Genomic DNA, 21,254 nt, shown 5'->3' on the forward strand with positions numbered 1-21,254 from the left:
AAGAAAACCGTAGAATCTTGAAACAAAAATTGGCAGATCCTTTTAAAGAAAGTGTCGATTTATCAACATTGATGCAACTTAAAGATGAATGCTTTTTGGAGGCAGCGATCCCCATGCTTTTTCACAGGGAGGTTGGTGATGGAGAAAAAGCGCTTTTGGAAATGCTGAAGAAGGGAGTCGCCAGAGGGGCTATACTTTATATCCTTTTTAGCTCCGCTGAGATGGATGTGTCAAGAAGTATAAAGGATTTCGAACAATATGAAAAGGCATATTTGCAGTATCGAAGGAATAAACGGATTACTGGTTTGCCTGTTATCAACTATATTACGGCCCTTGCAACTGCTCCGATAAGGTTGAAGAAGGTCGAAAGCCTTGCAGCAGAAAGAGCAGCGGATTCTTTTTATATTGGGAAAGAGCTTAAGAAGCTTGAAAAACTCGAGATTTTAGATAGCCGATTAGAGTCCCAGAAAAGTCAACTGGAATCAATTGAGGCGATCAATCGACAAGGGCTTGGTAAACTTGATTATGTACAAGCATGGCAGGAAGAACGCCATATCTATAATCAGCAGTGGCAGGAAGAGAAGCTGGACTATATGCAGGAATGGCAAGTTAACTCCACTCGGGATAAAACTACGTTCACATCTTTGCCTGGCGGTGTAATTGTTGTGAAAACTGATGAAATGATATTAGGGGTTCCATCGGATGATTGGCGGCTTGCTGCATGCCTTTCTTTTGGAAATCATTTGGAGCCGGGGACGGAAGCGTGGCTGAAATCTTTCCTGAAAAAGGGGATGACGGTAGTGGATGTGGGAGCTAATATTGGCATATTGTCTATTCTTATGGCAAGACAAATTGGTGATTCAGGAAAATTGTATGCATTTGAACCGACAAAAAAAACCTATGAAATTTTGCGTCACAATCTTGCGCTGAATGGATTTGAAGGAGCAAAAAATATTACTGTTTTTCATAAAGCGTTAGCAGACAAAGACGGTGAGACTGAATTTGTGGAATATCAGGTATGCGGGCATAATTCTATGTACCACATGGACGAAGAAGCGGTTAATATCACAAAAGTATCGATGAGCAGTATGGACTCGCTGTTAGGAAATGAAAAAATTGATCTCGTGAAAATCGATGTTGAGGGTGCAGAACCTCTGGTCTTGGAAGGCATGAAAGATATTATTGAAAAGAATCCTGAATTGCGGATTATATTAGAATTTACCCCTGATAATTTATTGCATGCAGGGATCCAACCAATAGAATTTTTACAGAAATTAATGGAAAGCGGATTCCGAATTCAATGTATTAATGAAGAAACAGGATCTCTGGAAGAAATTTTTACAGATAAATTGATTAACAAAGTGTCTTCAAATTTACTGTTGCATCAATATGATTTTAGGATTCATTGAAGAAGAGACATAATTAGGAGAAAAAATGAAACAAATTAAAGAACTATGGGCATATAGAGGAATGATATGGAGTCTTGTAAAAAAAGACCTCCGAACAAGATATAAAGGATCGGTACTGGGATTTTTGTGGACATTTATAAATCCGCTGTTTCAGCTGCTCATTTACACATTTTTATTCTCGATCGTAATGCGTAATCCAAATATTGATAATTATGCGATGTTTTTGTTTGTTGCGTTGGTGCCTTGGCTTTTTTGTTCTACGGCGATCACGGAGGGCTCGCGCTCGATTATTGCGTCTTCAGGATTGGTTCAAAAAATATATTTTCCAAGGATGGTTTTGCCAATTGTTACCGTGTGTAGCAATTTTATGAATATGCTTTTTTCGTTTGTGATCGTAATTTTAGCTCTGCTTATTACTGGGATAGGAATATCCTCTACAATATGGGTGCTTCCAATTATTATGGTAATTGAATTTTTCTTTGTTCTGGGATTGGTTCTGATTTTTTCTGCAATCACGGTTTATTTTAGGGATTTGGAACATATACTGGGTATCGTTACAATGGCATGGATGTACCTGACGCCTATTCTGTACTCAATTGATATGGTACCCGCCGCAATCGTTCCGATCATGTATATCAATCCAATGACGGGAATTATTCTATCATATCGTGATATCTTATATAATAAAGTAATGCCGGATTTCAGCAATCTTTTTTTAGCAGTAATATTTGCCGTCATATTTGTAATAGTTGGTTATTTTGTATTCCAAAAATTGCAAAAGAAATTTGCGGAAGAGCTGTGAGGAGTTTTTAATGGAAATTATTACACTGAAAAATGTTACTAAAAAATTCAAGGTATATGCTGATCGCGCTTTTACACTTAAGGAAAAGGCTTTATTCAGGAAACGCAGAGCTTATAAAGAGCGTACGGTTCTTGATGATATCAGCCTTTCTATTAACGAAGGGGAAGTAGTTGGGCTAATTGGAGAAAATGGTTGTGGGAAGAGCACACTTTTAAAACTTATGACAGGTATCCTTTATCCTGAAAGCGGGAGCATTGAAGTTAAGGGCCGAGTGTCCAGCCTTTTGGAACTGGGGGCAGGATTTCATCCGGATCTTTCAGGCCGGGATAATATCTATACAAATGCCGCTATTTTTGGCTTGTCTAAAAAAGAAACAGATCGAAGGTTACAAGATATTATTGACTTTTCTGAATTGCATGAATTTATTGATAATCCGGTCAGGACGTATTCGTCGGGCATGTATATGCGTCTTGCATTTTCTGTGGCGATTAATGTGGATGCCGATGTGCTGCTGATTGATGAGATTCTGGCTGTTGGTGACAGCAATTTCCAAGCCAAATGTTTTAAGAAGTTAAGACAATTAAAAGAAAAGGGAACAACAATTGTTCTTGTAACACATGATATTAATACAATAGAAAATTTTTGTAACAGAGCAATTTGGTTGAATGATGGACGCATTGCCAAAGATGGGGATAAATACGTAATTGCCAGTGCCTATAAAAAGTACATGAGTGATAAAAAGCAACGTCTTTTTAGCAATGGAAAAGATTTTGATATGGATGATGTTGGTTATGTTTATCAGTTTTATCTTGGAAGGGCACCCGAAAATGAAAAAATTGTAAACAGTTACTACAATATGTGTAAAGATTTAAAGACGGTAATTGAGCAGGTGAAAAAGTCAGAAGAATTCAGAATGATCGCTGAACAAAAAGAATGGATCAATATTCCGGCAGAAGAGCTTGACGATCAATTTTACGAATACAGGCAGCAGATGAGGAGAAAAAAAGACAGCAAGTCAAATATCAGTCAGGAAACAGACGCAGGACTTACGCAATCAAAGGATCGTTTTGGCAATAAAAAGACGATCATCCTAGATGCAAATTTTTTAGACAGGAATGGTAATTATACAGAAACCTTGAGGACAGGAGAGCCTGTGACACTGAGAATTTGTTATAAAGTGAATGAACTGGAAGACGGCTATGTTTTTGGGCTGGAGATATTTACAATCGATAACATTTATTGTTACGAAGCGAACACAAGGATTGATCGATATGAGCTATTGAATCTGTCAGGTGAGGGAGAGATTTTATGCAAGATCGATAACCTGCAATTGGTGGGAGGAGAGTACAAGCTTGGAGTGTTTGTGGAAGATTATAGCAGGACTCCAATGGATTATTTGAGAAACTATATGAGGTTTAATGTGATATCGGATACAAAATCGGCGGGCATTTTTACAATGCAGCATCATTGGGAAAAAATGTAAAAGGATGAGGTGATACCGACATGAGTGCAAAAGGGTATGAGCAAAAAATTATATATGAAAAGATTCTTGAGCATAATTACGATTATCTGGAAGAAGATCGAGGAATAAACAACCGTTTTGCCAGGATTGATAGGCAGATTGGAGAAGCGGAGGAAGAAATTGGCTTTAACTTTTACGCTCCGGTTGTTTCCGATAAAAAATTTTTTAAACGGCTGGCAATCAACTTTAAACGTGCGATTAGAAAATCAGTTGCGTGGATATTGATTCCAATGTTTTATGAGCAGACCAGAAAGAATTCTCGATTCACAGCGATTTTGCTTGAAATGTCTGATTTGTTGAAAGAATTGAATCGTAATCAGAAACAGACAAATCAGGAACTATCAGAGCGCCTCAATAAAAGCTATGAGAAGTTTGCGGCAGAATTAAGGGAGCTTAATAAGTAAAGTTATTTTGGCAAGGAGATTATGATATGAATATAGCAGTTGATGTACAGCCCGTAGTTTCCGAATCCCGATTTCGCGGAATGGGAGTCTATAGCATCGGACTGCTCAACGCATTGTTTGAGCAAGACAGGCAAAATCGTTATTTTTTATATAATATGTATGCCCCGGTGGATATCAAACAAATACTTACCTATGGAACTAATGTTTCTTATGATTATTTTCATATGGGAAAGGATGCGTTTTTACTTAGTAAAAAAACGTTGAATATGAATAAAAACGAAGAAAAATATGAAGACGTTATCTGTGCGCTTTATCAAAGATATATCCGTGAAAACCAGATTGACGTTTTTTTCGTTATGGCGACGCTTGATACATGGTGTACCTATAAAAAGGAATGGTTTGAAGGGACAAAAACGGTAGTAGTAGTATACGATTTGATTCCTTTGCTTTTTTCCAAAGAATATCTTACGGGCAAAGGGGGAAAGCAACATTTTGAACAGACAATAGAATTCTGGAGAAATGCGGATAAGTTACTGGCTATTTCGCAAAGCGTAAAAGATGACTTCATAAAATATCTGGATTTCGATCCGGAGAAAATAGAAGTAATATATTCTGGAGTTAACGAACGTTTTGCCGTGAGGGATGAAAGTGAAAAAGCGCAAAATGATTTAAAAAAGAAATTTGGTATTTCAAAAGAATATCTTTTGTTTCCGGCCGCTCCTGACTATCGAAAAAATTTGATGCCAACCATCGACGCATATGCAGATCTTCCGGAAGAATTACGCAATAAATATCAACTCGTTATTACAGGAAGTATGTATGCGCAATTTTTAAGGGAAATCAGGGATTTAATTACAGCGCAAAATCTTGCGGATTCGGTAATTATAACTGATTATGTATCTAACGAAGAGTTAATCATGCTTTATCATGGGGCAAAGATACTTGTTTTTCCGTCCCTATATGAAGGATTTGGTTTGCCAGTGGTAGAAGCATTTATAAGCGGTTTGCCAGTTGTGACCTCAAACAATTCGAGCTTAAAAGAAGTTGCGCAAGACGCCGCAGTGCTTGTCGATCCATTTGACAAAAGCGATATCACCGCAGGGATTGAAAAGGCTTTATGCAGTACGGATTTTAGTGCGTTTGAAACAAATATTAAAAAAAGAGTTGGACAGTATACATGGAAGCAAACCGCAAACAGAACGCTGAATAGCATAAAAGCAGTTGGTTGCTTGGACTCGGAAACGAAAGAAAAAGAGCGTAAAAAGAAGAAGGTTGCATATTTTGCACCAATAGATACAGAAAACGAGATGTTGCGCGTCTGCTATCGCAATGTATTAAAGGAACTTTGTGAAAACTATTCTGTAGATTTATTTGTAGAAGATGCTGAAAAAGTGACTAACCTTGATTTTTATGGTGTCACTGCAATATCGGTTGGGGAATATCCTGCATATTTGAACAAGTATTCTTACCATGTATATCAAATGGCAAATAGACCGGAAAATATGTATATGCATGAAGTGATTCGCCAAGACGGAGGCGTTGTTTACTTACATGATTACAATTTACATGCCGGCGCATATGAGTATTTTATTCTGCAAAAACAAGATTGGAAGAGCTATGAAAAGCTTCTTGCGGAAGAAGTTGCAAATGCTAGAGATTTATGCTTGAAAATGAAGAACGACCAGGCTTTGGCAAATAAGATATCCAATGAACTGGCACTGAATCGTTTTGTGTGTAAAAAAGCTCGGCTTGTTGCAGTAAGCAACGATTTGTTCCGCAGAAATCTTTTGGAGAAAGATATTGGATTTCCTGTGAAGAAAAGATTATCTTATGATTCATACAGAGAAAATGCAGGGCAAAATGAATTTTCAGAAATGATTCCGTTGGAGCGACGCACAAAAACGGTGGCGTTAATTGGGACGATCTGTAAAAAGGGCGGTTTATCTCTTGTGCGAAAGGCGGTAAAGAATTTAGAAAAGAACGGTATATCTATTCAGCTTTTGATTCCTGGTATGTCTAGTGAAGAAATGAAAAGCCTTGGTTTGGACAATGATGAGATTGAGCTTGTAGAACCCTCCAAAGATTTTCATCAGGTCGTGGCTCAAGCGGATGCCTGCATTCATATGGCACATCCGTCGTTTATAGAAAACTCAGTGGCATTTTTCGATTTGCTTAATACAGCACAGGCAGTAATTACTTTAGATTCTAAAGTACCAGATGAATACGCAGGTAAATGTGTTGAACGAGTAACGTATAATGACCAGGTTTATCATTTAGAGCAAAAATTGAAAGATGTGCTATTTGATGAAATGTACCGCAAAAGATTAAAAGACGGTGCACAAAAAATAAAAAAAGATGCTTATACAACCAGAGAATTGATTGAGGATGGATACTATAATAAAGCAAATGGCGTTGTTACGGAAAAATTGTTGAAAAAAGTTTTTTATGAAGAATTGGCTTTTCGCGAATTAGTAAATCACGATGAAATCAAATTGTTGTCTGAAACGTTTGGGTATCTTTTGGAAGAAGAAAGGGAAAATGTGATATCTGTCAGCGAAAATGGTGAAAATAATGAAGCGATTGATGTGAATGTGGATTCTGAAAAGATTATGTCGGATATATATCAGCAGCTGAAGACAGAAGGTATCGATGTTCTCAAGAATATAGGGTAAGGGTAGCTATGAAAAAAATTTGTTTTGTTGTACAACGATATGGAATAGAAGTAAATGGAGGCGCAGAATATCTGTGCAGGCTGTATGCGGAAAGAATGACGCAGTACTATGATGTTACAGTTCTAACAAGTTGTGCAATAGACCATGTTACTTGGAAAAATGAATATAATGAGGGTATGGAAGAAATTAATGGGGTGCATGTTTATAGGTTCCATGTTGATGAGGAGCGGGATCTTGAACAATTTTGTATCGAAATGGGCGCTTATTTTGGAAATCCATTAAGAGATGGAAAAGATGATCTGGAGTGGATGAAATCAAACGGACCACAGTGTAACGATATGTATCAATATTTGCTTGAAAACAGGGACAATTTTGAAGTGTATTTGTTTATGGGATACTTGTATTATTCTACGACTTTTTGTATGCAGACCGTTGCTGACAGAGCGATACTAATTTCTACAGCACATGACGAACTACCGTTGAATGAATGTGCTATGTTTAATGCACAATTCAATCTACCGGCCGCTTTTATGTTCCTTACGGATGAAGAAAGGGATTTTGTGCACCACAAATTTGGAAATTCACATATTCCCTGTGTTGTTACGGGCTCGGGCATTACTTTGCCGGACAAAACAAACCTTGATGATCAAAAAGACTTGTTCGTAAATAATAATATTACAGGAGATTATGTGGTATATGTGGGAAGGATTGAAGAGGGGAAAGCCTGTGATTTTCTTTTCAGATGCTTTGAAAGATATAAAGAAATCTATGGCGGAGAACTAAAATTGGTATTGGCGGGAAAGTCTATTATGAAAATACCGGATAGAGAGGATATTGTATGGCTTGGGTTTGTTAGCGAGGAAGAAAAATTTGCGGCAATTAAAAACTCCCGCGCTTTGGTATTAGCTTCTCACCAGGAAAGCTTGAGTTTGGTTGTCTTGGAAGCGATGGCGCTTGGCGTTCCGGTTTTAGTTAATGCAAATTGCGATGTACTGAAAGGACATATTGATAAAAGTAACGCAGGGCTTTATTTTTATGAAGAGGAAGACTTTCTGCTTGCCCTTAAATATTTAATAGAAAATCGCGAGGAAAATCGAAGGATGGGAGAAAATGGAGTCAGGCATATTACGAATCACTACACGTGGGATGTAATTGACCAAAAAATGATTGATATCATTGAAAGGATACGTGTCAATGTATCATAATAGAAAAAAAATATGTTTTGTCGTACAACGATATGGAGAAGAGATCATTGGAGGCGCAGAAATGCTCTGCGCAAATTACGTTCGTAAATTATTGGACAGCTATGATATTGAAGTTCTAACAAGTTGTGCAAAAGACTATAATACATGGAAAAATGTATATCCAGAAGGTGTTTTTTTTAGTGATGGGGTTTTAATACGCCGTTTTAAAGTGGCACATCCGCGACAGACAGAGCGCTTAACTGAATTAACGCAGGATGTATATGACAATGAATACAACGATATGCTTACAGGGGCGACATGGCTTCGTGAAGTGGGGCCCTATTGTCCGGAATTGATACGGTATATTCGGGAAAACAGTGAAAAGTATGATGTGTTCTTGTTTATGGGCTATCATTATTATCCCACTGTGTTTGGGCTCCCGCTTGTGCCTTATAAAGCGATTTTTATACCGACGGCCCATGATGAAGAACCGCTTAGAAAGTGCAATTATTTTCAGTATTTATTTCAAATACCACGTGTAATTGCTTTTTTGACTGAGCAGGAGAAAAGCTTTGTGCAGGACTTTTTTCGTAACAAAAGAGTAAACAGTATTGTATTGGGTGCAGGGATAGATACACCGGATATGCAAATGCCTCAAATGTTGATACAAGAGAAGTTTGCTCTGGATAGTCCCTACATTGTTTATACGGGGCGTATTGATAAAACAAAAAATTGTGACCGCCTGATAGAAGACTTTATATACTATAAGGAAAAAACAGGGGGAAATCTTAAGCTTATTCTTGTAGGTGAGTGCTTTATTGAGGTCCCTGTAAATAAAGATATTTCATGGATTGGAACGGTTACTGAAGAAGAAAAATTTGCAATTTTAGAAGGAGCAAGCGCATTTGTAATGCCATCTGAAAATGAAAGCCTGAGTATTTCTACATTGGAGGCAATGTGTGTTGGGACTCCTGTGCTAGTGAATGGAAAATCAAATGTGCTGCATAATCACATTGAAAAAAGCAATGCTGGTTTGTATTTTTATCAAAAAGAAGACTTTTCAGCAGCACTTAATTTTATGATAACGAATCATAAAACAGCTATTGCGATGGGTGAAAATGGGATACAATATGTGATGCGGAATTATTCCTGGGACGGTATTATAGACACACTCCAAAGAGCCATCGAAGAAATAGCAGAAGGGTGTTTAGAGATTGGAATAAAAAGATAAAAAGTTGAGGGAATCAATATGGTAAATGCAATTATTTTGGCAGGAGGAAGCGGGACACGACTTTGGCCATTGAGCAGTTCAGCAAAGCCAAAACAATTTTTGAGGCTGCTTTCCGATAAAAGTATGCTTATGGAAACGAGCGAACGTATATTGGATATCGTTCCAATGAAGCAGCAATATATTCTAACCGGAAAAAAATTTACGCCTCTCGTTATGGAAGAATTTGGCGATACCGTTAATATTATGGCTGAGCCGCAAGCTAAAAATACAGCTCCATGTATTCTTTGGGCGGCATTTTTGATTAAAAAGAAGTCTGGAAATGGGGTTGCGGTCGTTATGCCTTCAGACCATACGATAAGAGATGGTGAAGAGTTCCATAGAGCCTTGACAACAGCGGTAGATAAAGCCAGACGTGGCTATATTGTTACATTTGGAATTAAGCCGACGAGACCTGAAACAGGATATGGCTACATTGAAATAGCAGGCAATCGTTTTAGATTGAATGAAACGGTGGAACAGTTGATATCATTTCACGAAAAACCCAATCAGGAGTTGGCTGAGAAGTATCTTAATGCGGGTAATTTCATGTGGAATAGCGGGCTTTTTGTATTCGACATTGATACGATGATTGAGGAGTTTAGGACCTATCAACCAGGACTTTACGATTTGTTTTCAAAAATAGATCCTGAGGACGAAAAGCAAGTAGAACAGGCGTTTGAACAGGCTGAAAGTATTTCGATTGATTATGCGGTCATGGAAAAGACAAATAAAGCTTTCTGTGTCCCATCCGATTTTGGCTGGAGCGATGTGGGAGGGTACGAAAGCCTGCATGAAGAGAATGAAAAAGACGAGAATGGTAATGTAATAGATGGCAATGTGATCATGGAACAATCCAGAAATTGTTATGTGAACTGTGAAAAACAGGTTGTGTGTGTCGGGATTGAGGATTTAGTTGTGGTGGAGACAGAAAATTCCATTTTAGTTGCGAGAAAAGGGATGTCCGAACAAATTGGAAAGATTGCGAAACAACTCAATCGATAACAAAAGAGGTAAAAGATGTTATATCCGTTAAAGCTAGAACCTGTATTTAAAGAGTACTTGTGGGGAGGTACGAAGCTTAAAAGTAATTACCACAAAGAATGCAGTTGTAAAACAGTTGCCGAAAGTTGGGAATTATCGATTCATCCTGATGGAGAAAATATTATCCAAAATGGCGAATACAAAGGAATGCTTTTAAGTAAATATTTGAGGGAGAATCCGCAGGCGCTTGGAATTGATGCGGAGGAGGGGCTTCCGCTTTTAATTAAGCTAATCGATGCGGCAGATAACCTCTCCATTCAGGTACATCCGGATGATGCGTATGCACATCAACATGAAAACCAGACGGGAAAAACAGAACTTTGGTATGTCATGGATTGTGCCAGGGGTGCTGCACTTTATTATGGTTTTAAAGAAAAAATAAACAGAGATGAATTTGTCAGGCGTGCAAAAGACGGGAGTATATTAGAAGTCCTCAATTATGTGCCTGTAAAAAAAGGTGACGCTTTTTTGGTGAAGCCTGGAACAGTGCATGCAATCGGGAAAAATATTACGGTAGCAGAGATTGGCACAAATTGCAATATCACTTATCGTATTTATGATTATAATAGAAGAGATGCTTGGGGAAATTTGCGACCGCTCCATATTGATCAGGCGGCAGATGTAATAAAATTTTCAACGGGAAACAAGATTACCCTAACAAAGACTCTGGATTGCGGCCCGTTTCAAGTGGAATTATTGCATGTAGATAATGACTCGATAGCCCAAGAAGCAGATACCAAATCGTTCGCCCACTTTATATGTATGGAGGGCGGTTGCAAATTGAACGGCCATTTTGATACAATAGAGCTTGAAAAAGGAGAAAGCGTTTTTGTTCCGGCAAACTTAGGTGAATATTATTTGAGTGGGAATGCGGAAATGATCAAAACGACTGTATAGGAGAACAATGCAAAAGAAGGACTGTAAACAAGAAAATCGTTTCTTAAAAGCAAAATTGTTTCTCGAAAAAGAGAAAACAAAGCATTTACAGAAAGAACTGGAAAACGCACTGGCTTCATTTCAGCGAATTAATAATGAGTTGGTTGGAGTTTATAAATCCAAAAGATGGAAAATAACTGCTCCACTAGCTAAAATTAGAGGTCTGCGGGGTGGACCTGCTATGTCGTTAAAAACGGAAGTGAATGAGGAACAGTTACCGGATTTTGATGATACAGTTTTCCATAATGGGAAAAAGACAATTTTTGTAATTGATCAATATGTTCCAAACTATGATAAGGACGCAGGATCGCGGTGCACTTATGGCTACATTCAAATGTTTTTGGATATGGGATATAATGTCATTTTTATGGGAAATGATTTTGATGCACCTCAGCCTTATACGCAAAAAATGCAGGACAAAGGAGTTGTTGTCCTCGCGGGGACGTTTTACGCCAAACATTGGCAGGAATGGGTAAAGCGTTATGGGAAATATATAGATGTTTTACTGCTTAATCGGCCCCATGTTGCACAGCATTTTCTCGGCACTTGGAGACAAGAGAGCGACGCAAAAATTGTATATATGGGCCATGATTTGCATTTTTTGCGCCAGAAACGTGAATATGAGATAAGCGGGAATAGCGAAACATTTGACGCTTCAAATGTATTTAAAGCGATGGAATTTGTTGTAATGTATGAGTCGGACGTCGTAATGATGTTTAACGAAGATGAAAAACGAATTATCAAAGAAGAATTTGGAATCGATGCGATGACGATACCGCTTTATTATTTCAAAGATTTGCAAAAACCAGAACGGGAGATAGAAAAAACGCGCGACTTGATATTTGTAGGTGGATTTTTGCATCAACCGAATGTGGATGCAGTAAAATGGTTTGTTGAAGAAATATGGCCGACTGTTAAAAAACACCTTCCGGGTATTAAGTTTTATATTGTAGGATCAAATCCTCCACAAGAGATTAAAAATCTTGCGTCAAACGATATCATAGTCACTGGATTTGTGACAGATGAACAGCTCGAGAATTATTATCATAGTTGCAGAATATGTGTCCTTCCATTGCGGTTTGGCGCTGGGGTAAAAGGTAAAACGCTCGAAGCAATGAAGACGGGGATTCCAATCGTTTCGACCTCGATCGGAATAGAGGGGATGCAGGCCGTAGAAACGGTGATTTCCCCATATGATCAGGCAGGAGAGTTTGCACAACAGATTATAGAAATTTATCAGGATGATAAGATGATAAGTGAGTGTCCGGAAAAATATACAGAGTACTTGAGAAAGTATTTTTCTTATGAAAAAACGAAAGAAATATTCAGACACGTTTTTGAAAGCTGAGGAGATTTATGAGTTTTAAAGAAGAATATAAACGCTGGCTTGCATATGAAATATGCGATAATGAAATCAAGGAAGAATTACAGAGTATTCAAGGTAATGAGGCGGCAATTAGCGACCGTTTTTATCGGGATCTTGCGTTTGGTACAGGCGGACTTCGGGGGATAATCGGTGCAGGCACGAATCGTATGAATATCTATACGGTCCGCAAAGCAACGCAGGGGATTTCGGAATATTTGAACGAAAGGTTCGATGACGTTTCCGTTGCGATTGCATATGACAGCCGTAAGAATTCGAAAAGATTTGCATATACGGCGGCTGAAGTGTTTGCGGGAAATGGAATCAAAGTCTATTTGTTTGATACGTTAATGCCTACGCCTATGCTTTCCTTTGCCGTACGGCAGCTTGGCTGCAGCGCAGGGGTTGTGATAACTGCGAGCCATAATCCGGCAAAATACAACGGATATAAGCTTTATGGGAATGACGGATGCCAGATTACGCTAGAAGTGGCGGAAAAGATCACAGGATATATTACCAGAATAGATATATTTGAAGATATCAGGAAAGCCAATTTTAAGGAACAGATATCCAATGGAATGATTTGTTATATTGGACAGGATACGATCGACGCATATTTTAAAGCGGTAAAAGAATATAGCGTTTTTGATAGGAACGAATGTCTAAAAGTCGTTTATACTCCGCTCAATGGTGCGGGACTAAAGCCGGTATTGAGAATTTTGAATGAAATTGGTGTCCATGATATTACGGTTGTGCCAGAACAGGAGAATCCGGATGAGAATTTCACTACCTGCCCATATCCAAACCCGGAAGAAAAGGAAGCGCTTGAATTAGGCGTGGCATTATGTAAAAAAACGGGAGCGGATTTATTGCTCGGAACCGATCCGGATTGCGACCGTGTGGGGACGGCAGTAAGGCATAATGGAGAATATATCCTGATTAACGGCAACCAAATGGGTGTGTTGCTGTTTGATTTCGTGTGTATGATGCGTAGCAATACGGATGGCTTGCCAAGGCAGCCGTTGGCGGTCAAGACGATCGTAACGACGGAAATGGCACAAAGTGTTGCAAACGAGTATGGGGTAGAGCTCGTAAATGTATTGACAGGGTTCAAATTTATCGGAGAACAGATCGGGGTTTTAGAAAAAAAAGGAGAAGTTGAACGGTACGTGTTTGGCTTTGAAGAAAGTTATGGTTATCTTTCCGGAACGCACGTCAGGGATAAAGATGCGGTAAATGCGTCTATGCTGATTTGCGAAATGGCTGCATATTATAAAACAAAAGGGATGACACTGATAGACCGATTAGATGAATTATACCAGAAACATGGTTATTATTTTGATCATCTTGAGAGTAAAATTTACGAAGGAGCACAAGGAAACGAACGGATGAATCAAATCATGAGAAAGCTGCGGATGAATTTTCCTGAAGAAATAGCCGGGATAAGAGTGAATCGCACTTATGATTACTTAAATAGGATATGTTATAAAAATAGCATTCAAACACCGATAAATTTGCCGTCGTCTGATGTTCTTGGTTTTGAGCTGGAAGGAGGATCAAAAATAACAATCAGACCTTCCGGGACAGAACCAAAGTTGAAAATCTATTATTCGTTACGGACGCCGGATCGTGATACTGCCAGTGATATTTATCGTGAAGTTGAAAAAGCGGTCAATAAAACGTTGGAAGGATGACACTTTTCGATACACATTTATATTGACAGAGAAGATATACTTTTTCGTTCGTCGAAAAAAACGAAAAAAAAACGCCTTTTAGGGCGTTTTATGTTAAAACTAGTCTGAACGAAAAAGTATAAATTTGTTGCAGATACAAAAGAGGTATGTATGGAAAAAGCAATTATTTTTGGCGCAAGTCTTACAGGACAAAAACTTTATGAACAATTAAAAGAAAAGTATGAATGTATCTGTTTTGTAGACAATGACAGTTCAAAACAAGGAACACTTTGTAAAGGATTGCGAGTGATTCCTCCTGAGCAGATCATGAAAATGGATTATGATATTATCGTAATTGCATCTCTTCCGGGATTTTTTGAAATCAAAACACAACTTAAAGGGCTCGGGGTGCAGGAAAAGACAATTCAGGATCAATATGTCAAGCAGAGTGCAGAGGCACGTATTCGTTTTTTGAAGCAGTATTCCAAAATAGCACAGGATAAAAATCTGGACGGCGCTGTAGCAGAATTAGGGGTATATCGTGGAGAATTTGCCAAAGAGATAAATAAAGTCTTTCCGGATAAAAAAATGTACATGTTTGATACGTTTGAGGGATTTGAAACGGATGATATTCTATATGAAAAACAGATGAATTTATCGTCACATAGTGAAGGACATTTTGGTAATACAAGTATAGAACTTGTTATGGAAAAGATGCAAACGCCGGAAAATTGTGTTATAAGAAAAGGATATTTTCCAGATTCTCTTGATGAGCAGGATTTTAGCGAAACATTTTGTTTTGTCAGTATTGATTGTGATCTTTATTTGCCAGCGATAAAGGGGCTGGAATTTTTTTATCCGCGTCTCGAAAAAGGCGGATTGATTTGCATCCATGATTATTTTGCTGATACTTTTCTGGGAATTAAAAAAGCCGTAGACGAGTTCTGCGATAATAATAATGTTTCTATCATGCCGGTAGGCGACAATATTAGCGTATCTATTCTAAAGTAGAAAGAGGAAGTCGAATGAAGATAGTAGCAGTGGTGCCAATCAAGTTAAATAACCAGAGATGCCCAGGGAAGAATATAAGGAAATTTGATGATGGGACGCCATTGGTCCATCTTATATTGGATACTTTGCTTAAGGTACCAGAATTGGACGAAATTTATGTGTATTGTAGTGATAAGGTAATAAAGGAATATCTTCCTACTGGGGTTAAATTTTTGGAAAGAACTGCATCGTTGGATAGAGATGAAACGAAAGGAAACGAAATACTACAGTGTTTTCTTGAAGACGTCGATGCAGATATTTATGTGCTGACACATACGACAGCACCTTTTACAACAGCGCATAGCATCAGTGATTGTATTGATAAAGTCAAAGCGGGAAACTATGATTCTGCATTTTTAGCAAAGAAAGAAACGGTATTTTTATGGGAAGATGGGAAACCCCTTAATTATAATTCGTTTGATATTCCCAGGACACAGGATTTGCGCCCTATCTATGCTGAAGGCTCGGGAGCGTATGTTTTTTCGAGAAATACATTTCTGGAATATCACAGTAGAATCGGTGCAACCCCATATATTCACGAAATTGGAGAAATTGAGAGCATAGATATCGATTATGAGGAAGATTTTGTGATTGCAAATGCAGTATATATGGACCTGAAAAGAAAGGGACTAAAATGAAGAATGTCAAACTATTAGACTGTACGTTGCGCGATGGGGGAAGAATAATTGATTGTGCTTTTCCTGACAACCATATTAAGGGGATAACTGAAGGGCTTACGGAAGCAGGAGTTGATATTATTGAACTCGGGTTTTTACATGGAAAGTATGAATACCAGAAAAATAGTACATTTTTCACTGAGATTGAACAAATAAAGCAATTCATACCTCAGAACAAAAAGAATTCAATGTATGTAGCATTTGCAGATTATGGGAAAGAATTTGGCATGTGGGATTTTAGTAAACTTCCTGAATGTGACGGCTCTTCCATTACAGGTATACGCATTGGATTTCGAAAAAAGGACCTATACGATGCAATTGATACATTTCATATTGTAAAAAACAAAGGGTACGCGCTGTTTATACAGGGGGTAGAATCTTTAAATTATACAGATAAAGAGATGCTTGAGGTTATTGAGGTTGTAAATAAAATAAAACCTTATTCTTTTGGAATTGTAGATACTTATGGAGCGATGTATAAAGATGATGTGCTTCGTCTCTATCATCTGGTGGATCATAATTTGCATGAGGATATTGCCATTGATTTCCATTCACACAATAATTTGCAGCTGTCTTTTGCATTCGCTCAGGAAATAGTGGAATGTAGTGGGAAACGTAACGTCATTTTGGATGCGACGCTTGAAGGGCTTGGAAAAGGTACGGGGAATCTGAACACTGAACTTATTATGGACTATATGATCCGCAAACATAACTATAGTTATGATATTGATGCATTGCTTGATACGATTGATGAGTATATTTACTTACTCAAAAAAGAGTATAATTGGACATATTCGATACCATATTTTATGGCGGGTGTATACAGTTCTCATGCCAACAACATTATCTATTTGACTGAAAAACATCGTTTGAGCACGAAAGACATCAAACATATTATCTCTATGATTGAACCGGAAAAGCGTAAGAGATACGATTACGACAATATTGAAAAGCTCTATATCGATTATTCCAGCGCAAAAGTAGATGATAAATTAAGTTTGGAGAAATTGCAAAAGGAGATTGAAGGAAGAAAAGTATTAATTCTGGTGCCTGGATATTCGCTTAAAGAGTATGAAAATCAAATACAAAAAACGATTGATGCAGAGAATCCGGTTGTGATTAGTGTGAACTTTGTTGACGATACGCGAGAAGGGTCCTATAGTTTTTTTGGAAATAAGAGAAGATATAAAAGCTGCAAAAATAGTAGAAAAAGTGGATATACGATTGTCACTTCTAATATAAATCCGGATAATTGTGATGATTTGCTAATTAACTACAATCGGCTTATTAAAAGAGAGTATGAACTTTTTGATAACTCTACAATCATGCTATTGAACTTATTACATTATCTCAACAATGATGAGATTATGATTGCAGGGTTTGATGGATTGGATGCAAATGTAAATAAAGCTTATGCAGCTCCTTTCTACGAAAATTACAATAATGAGGAAGATTACGAACAGATAAACGAGAAACTTGAATTATTGCTAAAAGATTATTCGAAATTTCTGGTAGATAAGAGGAGCGTACGGTTTATAACGCCCAGCAGGTTCGAATCTATCTTTAAATGAGGGGATGAAAAACATGAAATATTGTAAAATATGTGGAAGTAATAATGTCACAGTGACATATGAGGGCCCGATTAGAATAGGACAAAGTTCTAAACGTACAGAAAAAGAATATGAATTGTTCGAATGTAAAAATTGTGGAACTATATGGCATAAAAACGATATGTATGATGCGAAAGAGTATTATGAAAGCACTCAGTATCGTTTGGAGCTTGAAGGTGCGGCGGGTATAGAAGATTACTATATAAATCATGACAGAGAATGTAAGGACAAATTTCTTTATACAGGAACAAGTATTTTTAGAAACAAAATTGTTGCGGACATTGGTTGCGGTGGCGGAAGCTGGCTTGATTTTTTGAAAGGTGTGGCAGAAATTACGATTGCTGTAGAACCCTCAGCAGCATATCGGAAATATTTGATAGAAAAAGGACATAAGGCATACGCTTATGTAGAACAAGCGGTTACAGACCTTGGGGAAATGGTTGATGTAATTACGACATTTGACGTCATTGAACATGTAGATGATCCACAAAAATTTACCAATGGGATTTACTCTCTTCTTAAGAATGGTGGAGATGCGATCATTGGAACGCCGACAGACTTGAAACACCTGAGGGAATTATTGGGAACGGAATTTGATGGATTTGTATTTAGCGTACAGCATCCTTGGGTTTTGGGAGAAAAGGCGATAAAACTTTTATGTGAAAAAGCAGGATTTCGCGAGATAGAAGTTAAGCAGTTCACAAGATATGGTTTGGGAAATGTATTTGCATGGCTGAAAGATAAAGCGCCTAAAGGACATATTACATATCCTTGCATTTCAGAAACAATGGAAGAAGCATGGAAGTATGCTTCTTCAGAACACGGATATGGTGACTATCTGGTTGCATATGCTAAGAAATAGAGGAATGGATAACAATAGATGAATACTCATGAAATCAAACTGTTTGCTATGGATGTAGATGGGACACTCACCGATGGCAAATTATATGTTGGCCATAATGGAGAGGCTATGAAAGCGTTCCATGTGAAAGATGGATACGGCATCGTGCAGCTGATAGAGTATAATGTAATTCCGGCTATAATAACCGCCAAAGAATCCGAAATTGTAACGAGACGTGCCCAAGAGCTTGGGGTACGGGAGGTGTGGCAGGGGATTTCTGACAAAGCGGAAGTTTTAAAAATGCTATCAAAAAAGTATCAAGTTTCAATGGGGCAGATTGCCTTTATTGGTGATGACGATCCGGATTGTGCCGCAATGGAACTGGCAGGATATTCTTTTGCGCCTGCAGATGCAAGTGAGAATACAAAAAAAACAGCAAAAATAATTCTGACAAAAAAGGGTGGAGAAGGTGCCGTGCGTGAAGCAATTGATATTCTGCTCTCACAATAATGATTGTTCGTTATATCTTTTTACGTAATAATCGTAGTGCTTCATATAGATATCTGTCTCAGAAGGTCTTGAAAGGCGATAACGGATATATTCACTGTCTGAAATAAATTCCCACGGGACAAGATAAGCAAATGTTGCAAAATTTACAAATTCAAGAGGCACAAGCTTATCGTTTGGATCGCCAATTCCGTGATTGCTCATAAAAGAGAACGGAGAATTCCCATAAGCGTATGGAATACGACCAATCAACATAGCTTCAAACAATAAACTGCTCATAACAGCAGCGATTCTTTTGCATTTACATATGAAATGAAAAGAAGAAGGGGAGTCGTCATTAATATTTAAAGCTGTGTATGGATGTCCTGGATGTACGCGACGCAATATGCGGTCGACCGGGAAATTTTTTCTGGCAAGCCAGTCCAACTCAACATCAGTCATGTGTGTATGGCGTAAAATGAGCCCCATATTAAACGTATTAATAGATAATCCAATATCAAAAGAGGGCTCCGTGTCGACTAATGGAATTTCTTTTGCATATTCATCAGTCATAAAAATCCTGAGGATTTCTTTTCTACTCAGTATAGGAACCTTTTTTTGTTGGGTATCTCTCAAAAAAGCTTGATAACGTTCTTCGCTTTCGCCACAATCATATACATCGCAAAAATCAAAATAGCCAACTTTTTGCCGATATACAGGAAGACGAAAAGGGCCTGACTCGTTATGTATAATCGGAATCCCTTTCTTAGCGGCAATATACTTTAGACTGGCATTGGAGCAATAACAAATAAAGGCTTCAATTGGTTCGTTAAAATCCGCAACAATCTGGTTAATCATTTGTTCTAAATATATTTCGAGCGGCTCGAAGCGATTTTGCAAAAGGTAAATCCACGCATCTAATTTAGAAGGGAAATGATTAATAATACTCTGTTCAAACTCTTCTGAAATAATATATTTTGGAATATCATCCAAATCATCCTGAGTTGGACGTTCAAAACCAAATTTGTCGCACATGGTATCAAACCACGCCTGATTTACTCCAATTTTTTCAAAAAAAGCCAGGCTGTTGAAATAACGTTCATGAGCAATAATTGGCCAGCCATATTTTTTAGTCATATTAAGATACTTATACATTACGACAAGATGGTCATATTCTCCGGCGGTTTCAAGTTCAAACAAAAAAGGCACGATCATAGGTAAATATTCTCCTGCAATTATATTAGTAAATACAGTATAACATAGTGGGCGAATGAATAGTATCATAAAGTGTGCATAAAACGCTTGCTTTTTTTGAATATTCATGTATAATTATACATTATAAGTTTTAAAACAATTTTGGAGGAAAGATATGAAGAAGATTTTAGCAGTGGTACTTGTAGTATTGATGTCAGCGGCAATGCTTGCGGCGTGTTCCGCCCCGGCAGCCTCGTCTGAGAGTCCGGCAGCGTCTGAATCTGCGGCAGCGTCTGAATCTGCGGCGGCATCTGAGTCCGCAAGCGCGAGCGAATCCGCAGCGGCAGGAGATTCCGATGCAGTCGCAAAGATCAAAGATGCGGGAAAACTCGTTATGCTTACCAATTCGCAGTTTGCACCCTATGAGTATATTGGCGCCGATGGCGCGGTAAGCGGTGTTGACGTGGATATCTGCCAGGCAATCGCGGATGAACTCGGCGTGAAGCTTGAAGTAGTGGATATGGATTTTGATGGATTGATCGCTGCACTGTCCGGAGGAAAAGGCGATCTTGTCGCGGCGGGCATGACGGTTGATCCGGAGCGCGCGGAAAGCGTTGATTTCTCTGACACATATGCAGATGCAAAGCAGCTGATTGTTGTAAATAAAGAGGATCCAAAGGTTGCAAGCGCAGATGATCTGGCGGGAAAAACGATTGGCGTTCAGCTCGGAACGACGGGCGATATGTACGTATCTAATCCGGAGAATGTTGCGGATGCGACTGTAAAGCAGTATAAAGGCGCTCCGGAAGCAGCTCTTGATCTTAAAAACAGAAAGCTTGACGCGGTTGTTATCGACAAATTGACGGCGGAAAATATTGTGGCCTCCAATGACGATCTTGCTATCGTAGATATGCCTTCCACGGACGAACAGTACGCGATTGCTGTTGCAAAGGGAAATACCGGACTTACGGAAGTGGTAAATAAGGTAATCAAGCAGCTTCAGGACGATGGGAAAATTGCGGAATTCACAGAGACGCATGTAGCGGCTTCTAAAGTTCAATAATTATATTTATACAGGATAAAGCGCAAAGGGAATTTTCTCTTTGCGCTTTTTTCGCTT

General features: G+C 38.3%; 18 protein-coding genes. 17 read left to right on the plus strand and 1 reads right to left on the minus strand.

The features are described from left to right. Positions 1-17: 17 nt before the first annotated feature. From ACS5WU_RS06975 to ACS5WU_RS07050, 16 genes are all read left to right on the plus strand, one after another. Positions 18-1,409, plus strand: coding sequence for an FkbM family methyltransferase (locus ACS5WU_RS06975; RefSeq protein WP_465089041.1), 1,392 nt, complete (start codon positions 18-20; stop codon positions 1,407-1,409). A 25-nt stretch (positions 1,410-1,434) separates the two neighbouring features. Further along, positions 1,435-2,211, plus strand: a complete 777-nt coding sequence (locus tag ACS5WU_RS06980) for an ABC transporter permease (protein WP_465089042.1) — start codon at positions 1,435-1,437, stop codon at positions 2,209-2,211. A 10-nt stretch (positions 2,212-2,221) separates the two neighbouring features. Continuing rightward, the gene (locus tag ACS5WU_RS06985) at positions 2,222-3,694 is read left to right on the plus strand and encodes an ABC transporter ATP-binding protein (protein WP_465089043.1); all 1,473 of its coding nucleotides are present in this window, start codon (positions 2,222-2,224) and stop codon (positions 3,692-3,694) included. Between the two features lie 20 nt (positions 3,695-3,714). Beyond that, a complete protein-coding gene (locus ACS5WU_RS06990; RefSeq protein ID WP_465089044.1) occupies positions 3,715-4,137 on the plus strand; it encodes a hypothetical protein in 423 nt (140 codons plus the stop codon). A 26-nt stretch (positions 4,138-4,163) separates the two neighbouring features. After that, a complete protein-coding gene (locus tag ACS5WU_RS06995; RefSeq protein WP_465089045.1) occupies positions 4,164-6,809 on the plus strand; it encodes a glycosyltransferase family 4 protein in 2,646 nt (881 codons plus the stop codon). Between the two features lie 8 nt (positions 6,810-6,817). Further along, positions 6,818-8,014 (plus strand): glycosyltransferase family 4 protein, encoded by a 1,197-nt coding sequence (locus tag ACS5WU_RS07000; protein ID WP_465089046.1) that lies wholly within the window; start codon positions 6,818-6,820, stop codon positions 8,012-8,014. Beyond that, positions 8,004-9,224: a glycosyltransferase family 4 protein gene (locus ACS5WU_RS07005; protein ID WP_465089047.1), complete on the plus strand. Its 1,221-nt coding sequence runs from the start codon at positions 8,004-8,006 to the stop codon at positions 9,222-9,224. The genes ACS5WU_RS07000 and ACS5WU_RS07005 overlap by 11 nt, the downstream gene beginning before the upstream one ends. An 18-nt stretch (positions 9,225-9,242) precedes the next feature. Further along, a complete protein-coding gene (locus tag ACS5WU_RS07010) occupies positions 9,243-10,265 on the plus strand; it encodes a mannose-1-phosphate guanylyltransferase (RefSeq protein ID WP_465089048.1) in 1,023 nt (340 codons plus the stop codon). A gap of 15 nt (positions 10,266-10,280) precedes the next feature. Then, positions 10,281-11,201 carry a type I phosphomannose isomerase catalytic subunit gene (locus ACS5WU_RS07015; RefSeq protein WP_465089049.1) on the plus strand — a complete coding sequence of 307 codons (921 nt, stop codon included), beginning with the start codon at positions 10,281-10,283 and terminating at the stop codon, positions 11,199-11,201. Between the two features lie 7 nt (positions 11,202-11,208). After that, positions 11,209-12,588 carry a glycosyltransferase gene (locus ACS5WU_RS07020; RefSeq protein WP_465089050.1) on the plus strand — a complete coding sequence of 460 codons (1,380 nt, stop codon included), beginning with the start codon at positions 11,209-11,211 and terminating at the stop codon, positions 12,586-12,588. Between the two features lie 8 nt (positions 12,589-12,596). Beyond that, the gene (locus ACS5WU_RS07025) at positions 12,597-14,297 is read left to right on the plus strand and encodes a phospho-sugar mutase (protein WP_465089051.1); all 1,701 of its coding nucleotides are present in this window, start codon (positions 12,597-12,599) and stop codon (positions 14,295-14,297) included. A 150-nt stretch (positions 14,298-14,447) separates the two neighbouring features. Then, positions 14,448-15,287, plus strand: coding sequence for a TylF/MycF/NovP-related O-methyltransferase (locus ACS5WU_RS07030; protein ID WP_465089052.1), 840 nt, complete (start codon positions 14,448-14,450; stop codon positions 15,285-15,287). Positions 15,288-15,301: 14 nt separating this feature from the next. Beyond that, positions 15,302-15,964: an acylneuraminate cytidylyltransferase family protein gene (locus ACS5WU_RS07035; protein WP_465089053.1), complete on the plus strand. Its 663-nt coding sequence runs from the start codon at positions 15,302-15,304 to the stop codon at positions 15,962-15,964. Beyond that, entirely contained in the window at positions 15,961-17,574 is a 1,614-nt protein-coding gene (locus ACS5WU_RS07040) for an aldolase catalytic domain-containing protein (protein WP_465089054.1), read from the plus strand. Before ACS5WU_RS07035 ends, ACS5WU_RS07040 begins: the two co-directional genes overlap by 4 nt. 13 nt (positions 17,575-17,587) lie before the next feature. Then, positions 17,588-18,475 carry a class I SAM-dependent methyltransferase gene (locus ACS5WU_RS07045; protein ID WP_465089055.1) on the plus strand — a complete coding sequence of 296 codons (888 nt, stop codon included), beginning with the start codon at positions 17,588-17,590 and terminating at the stop codon, positions 18,473-18,475. An 18-nt stretch (positions 18,476-18,493) separates the two neighbouring features. Next, complete coding sequence (locus ACS5WU_RS07050) at positions 18,494-18,964, plus strand: KdsC family phosphatase (protein ID WP_465089056.1); 471 nt, start codon at positions 18,494-18,496, stop codon at positions 18,962-18,964. Here the strand turns inward: ACS5WU_RS07050 and ACS5WU_RS07055 are convergent. After that, positions 18,956-20,155, minus strand: coding sequence for a GT99 family glycosyltransferase N-terminal domain-containing protein (locus ACS5WU_RS07055; RefSeq protein ID WP_465089057.1), 1,200 nt, complete (start codon positions 20,153-20,155; stop codon positions 18,956-18,958). The two genes, ACS5WU_RS07050 and ACS5WU_RS07055, sit on opposite strands and share 9 nt — an antisense overlap. A 154-nt stretch (positions 20,156-20,309) precedes the next feature. Between ACS5WU_RS07055 and ACS5WU_RS07060 the strand changes: the two genes are divergently transcribed. Then, the gene (locus ACS5WU_RS07060; protein WP_320606952.1) at positions 20,310-21,197 is read left to right on the plus strand and encodes a basic amino acid ABC transporter substrate-binding protein; all 888 of its coding nucleotides are present in this window, start codon (positions 20,310-20,312) and stop codon (positions 21,195-21,197) included. Positions 21,198-21,254: the final 57 nt, after the last annotated feature.

The organism is Christensenella sp. KGMB01412, assembly GCF_055522415.1.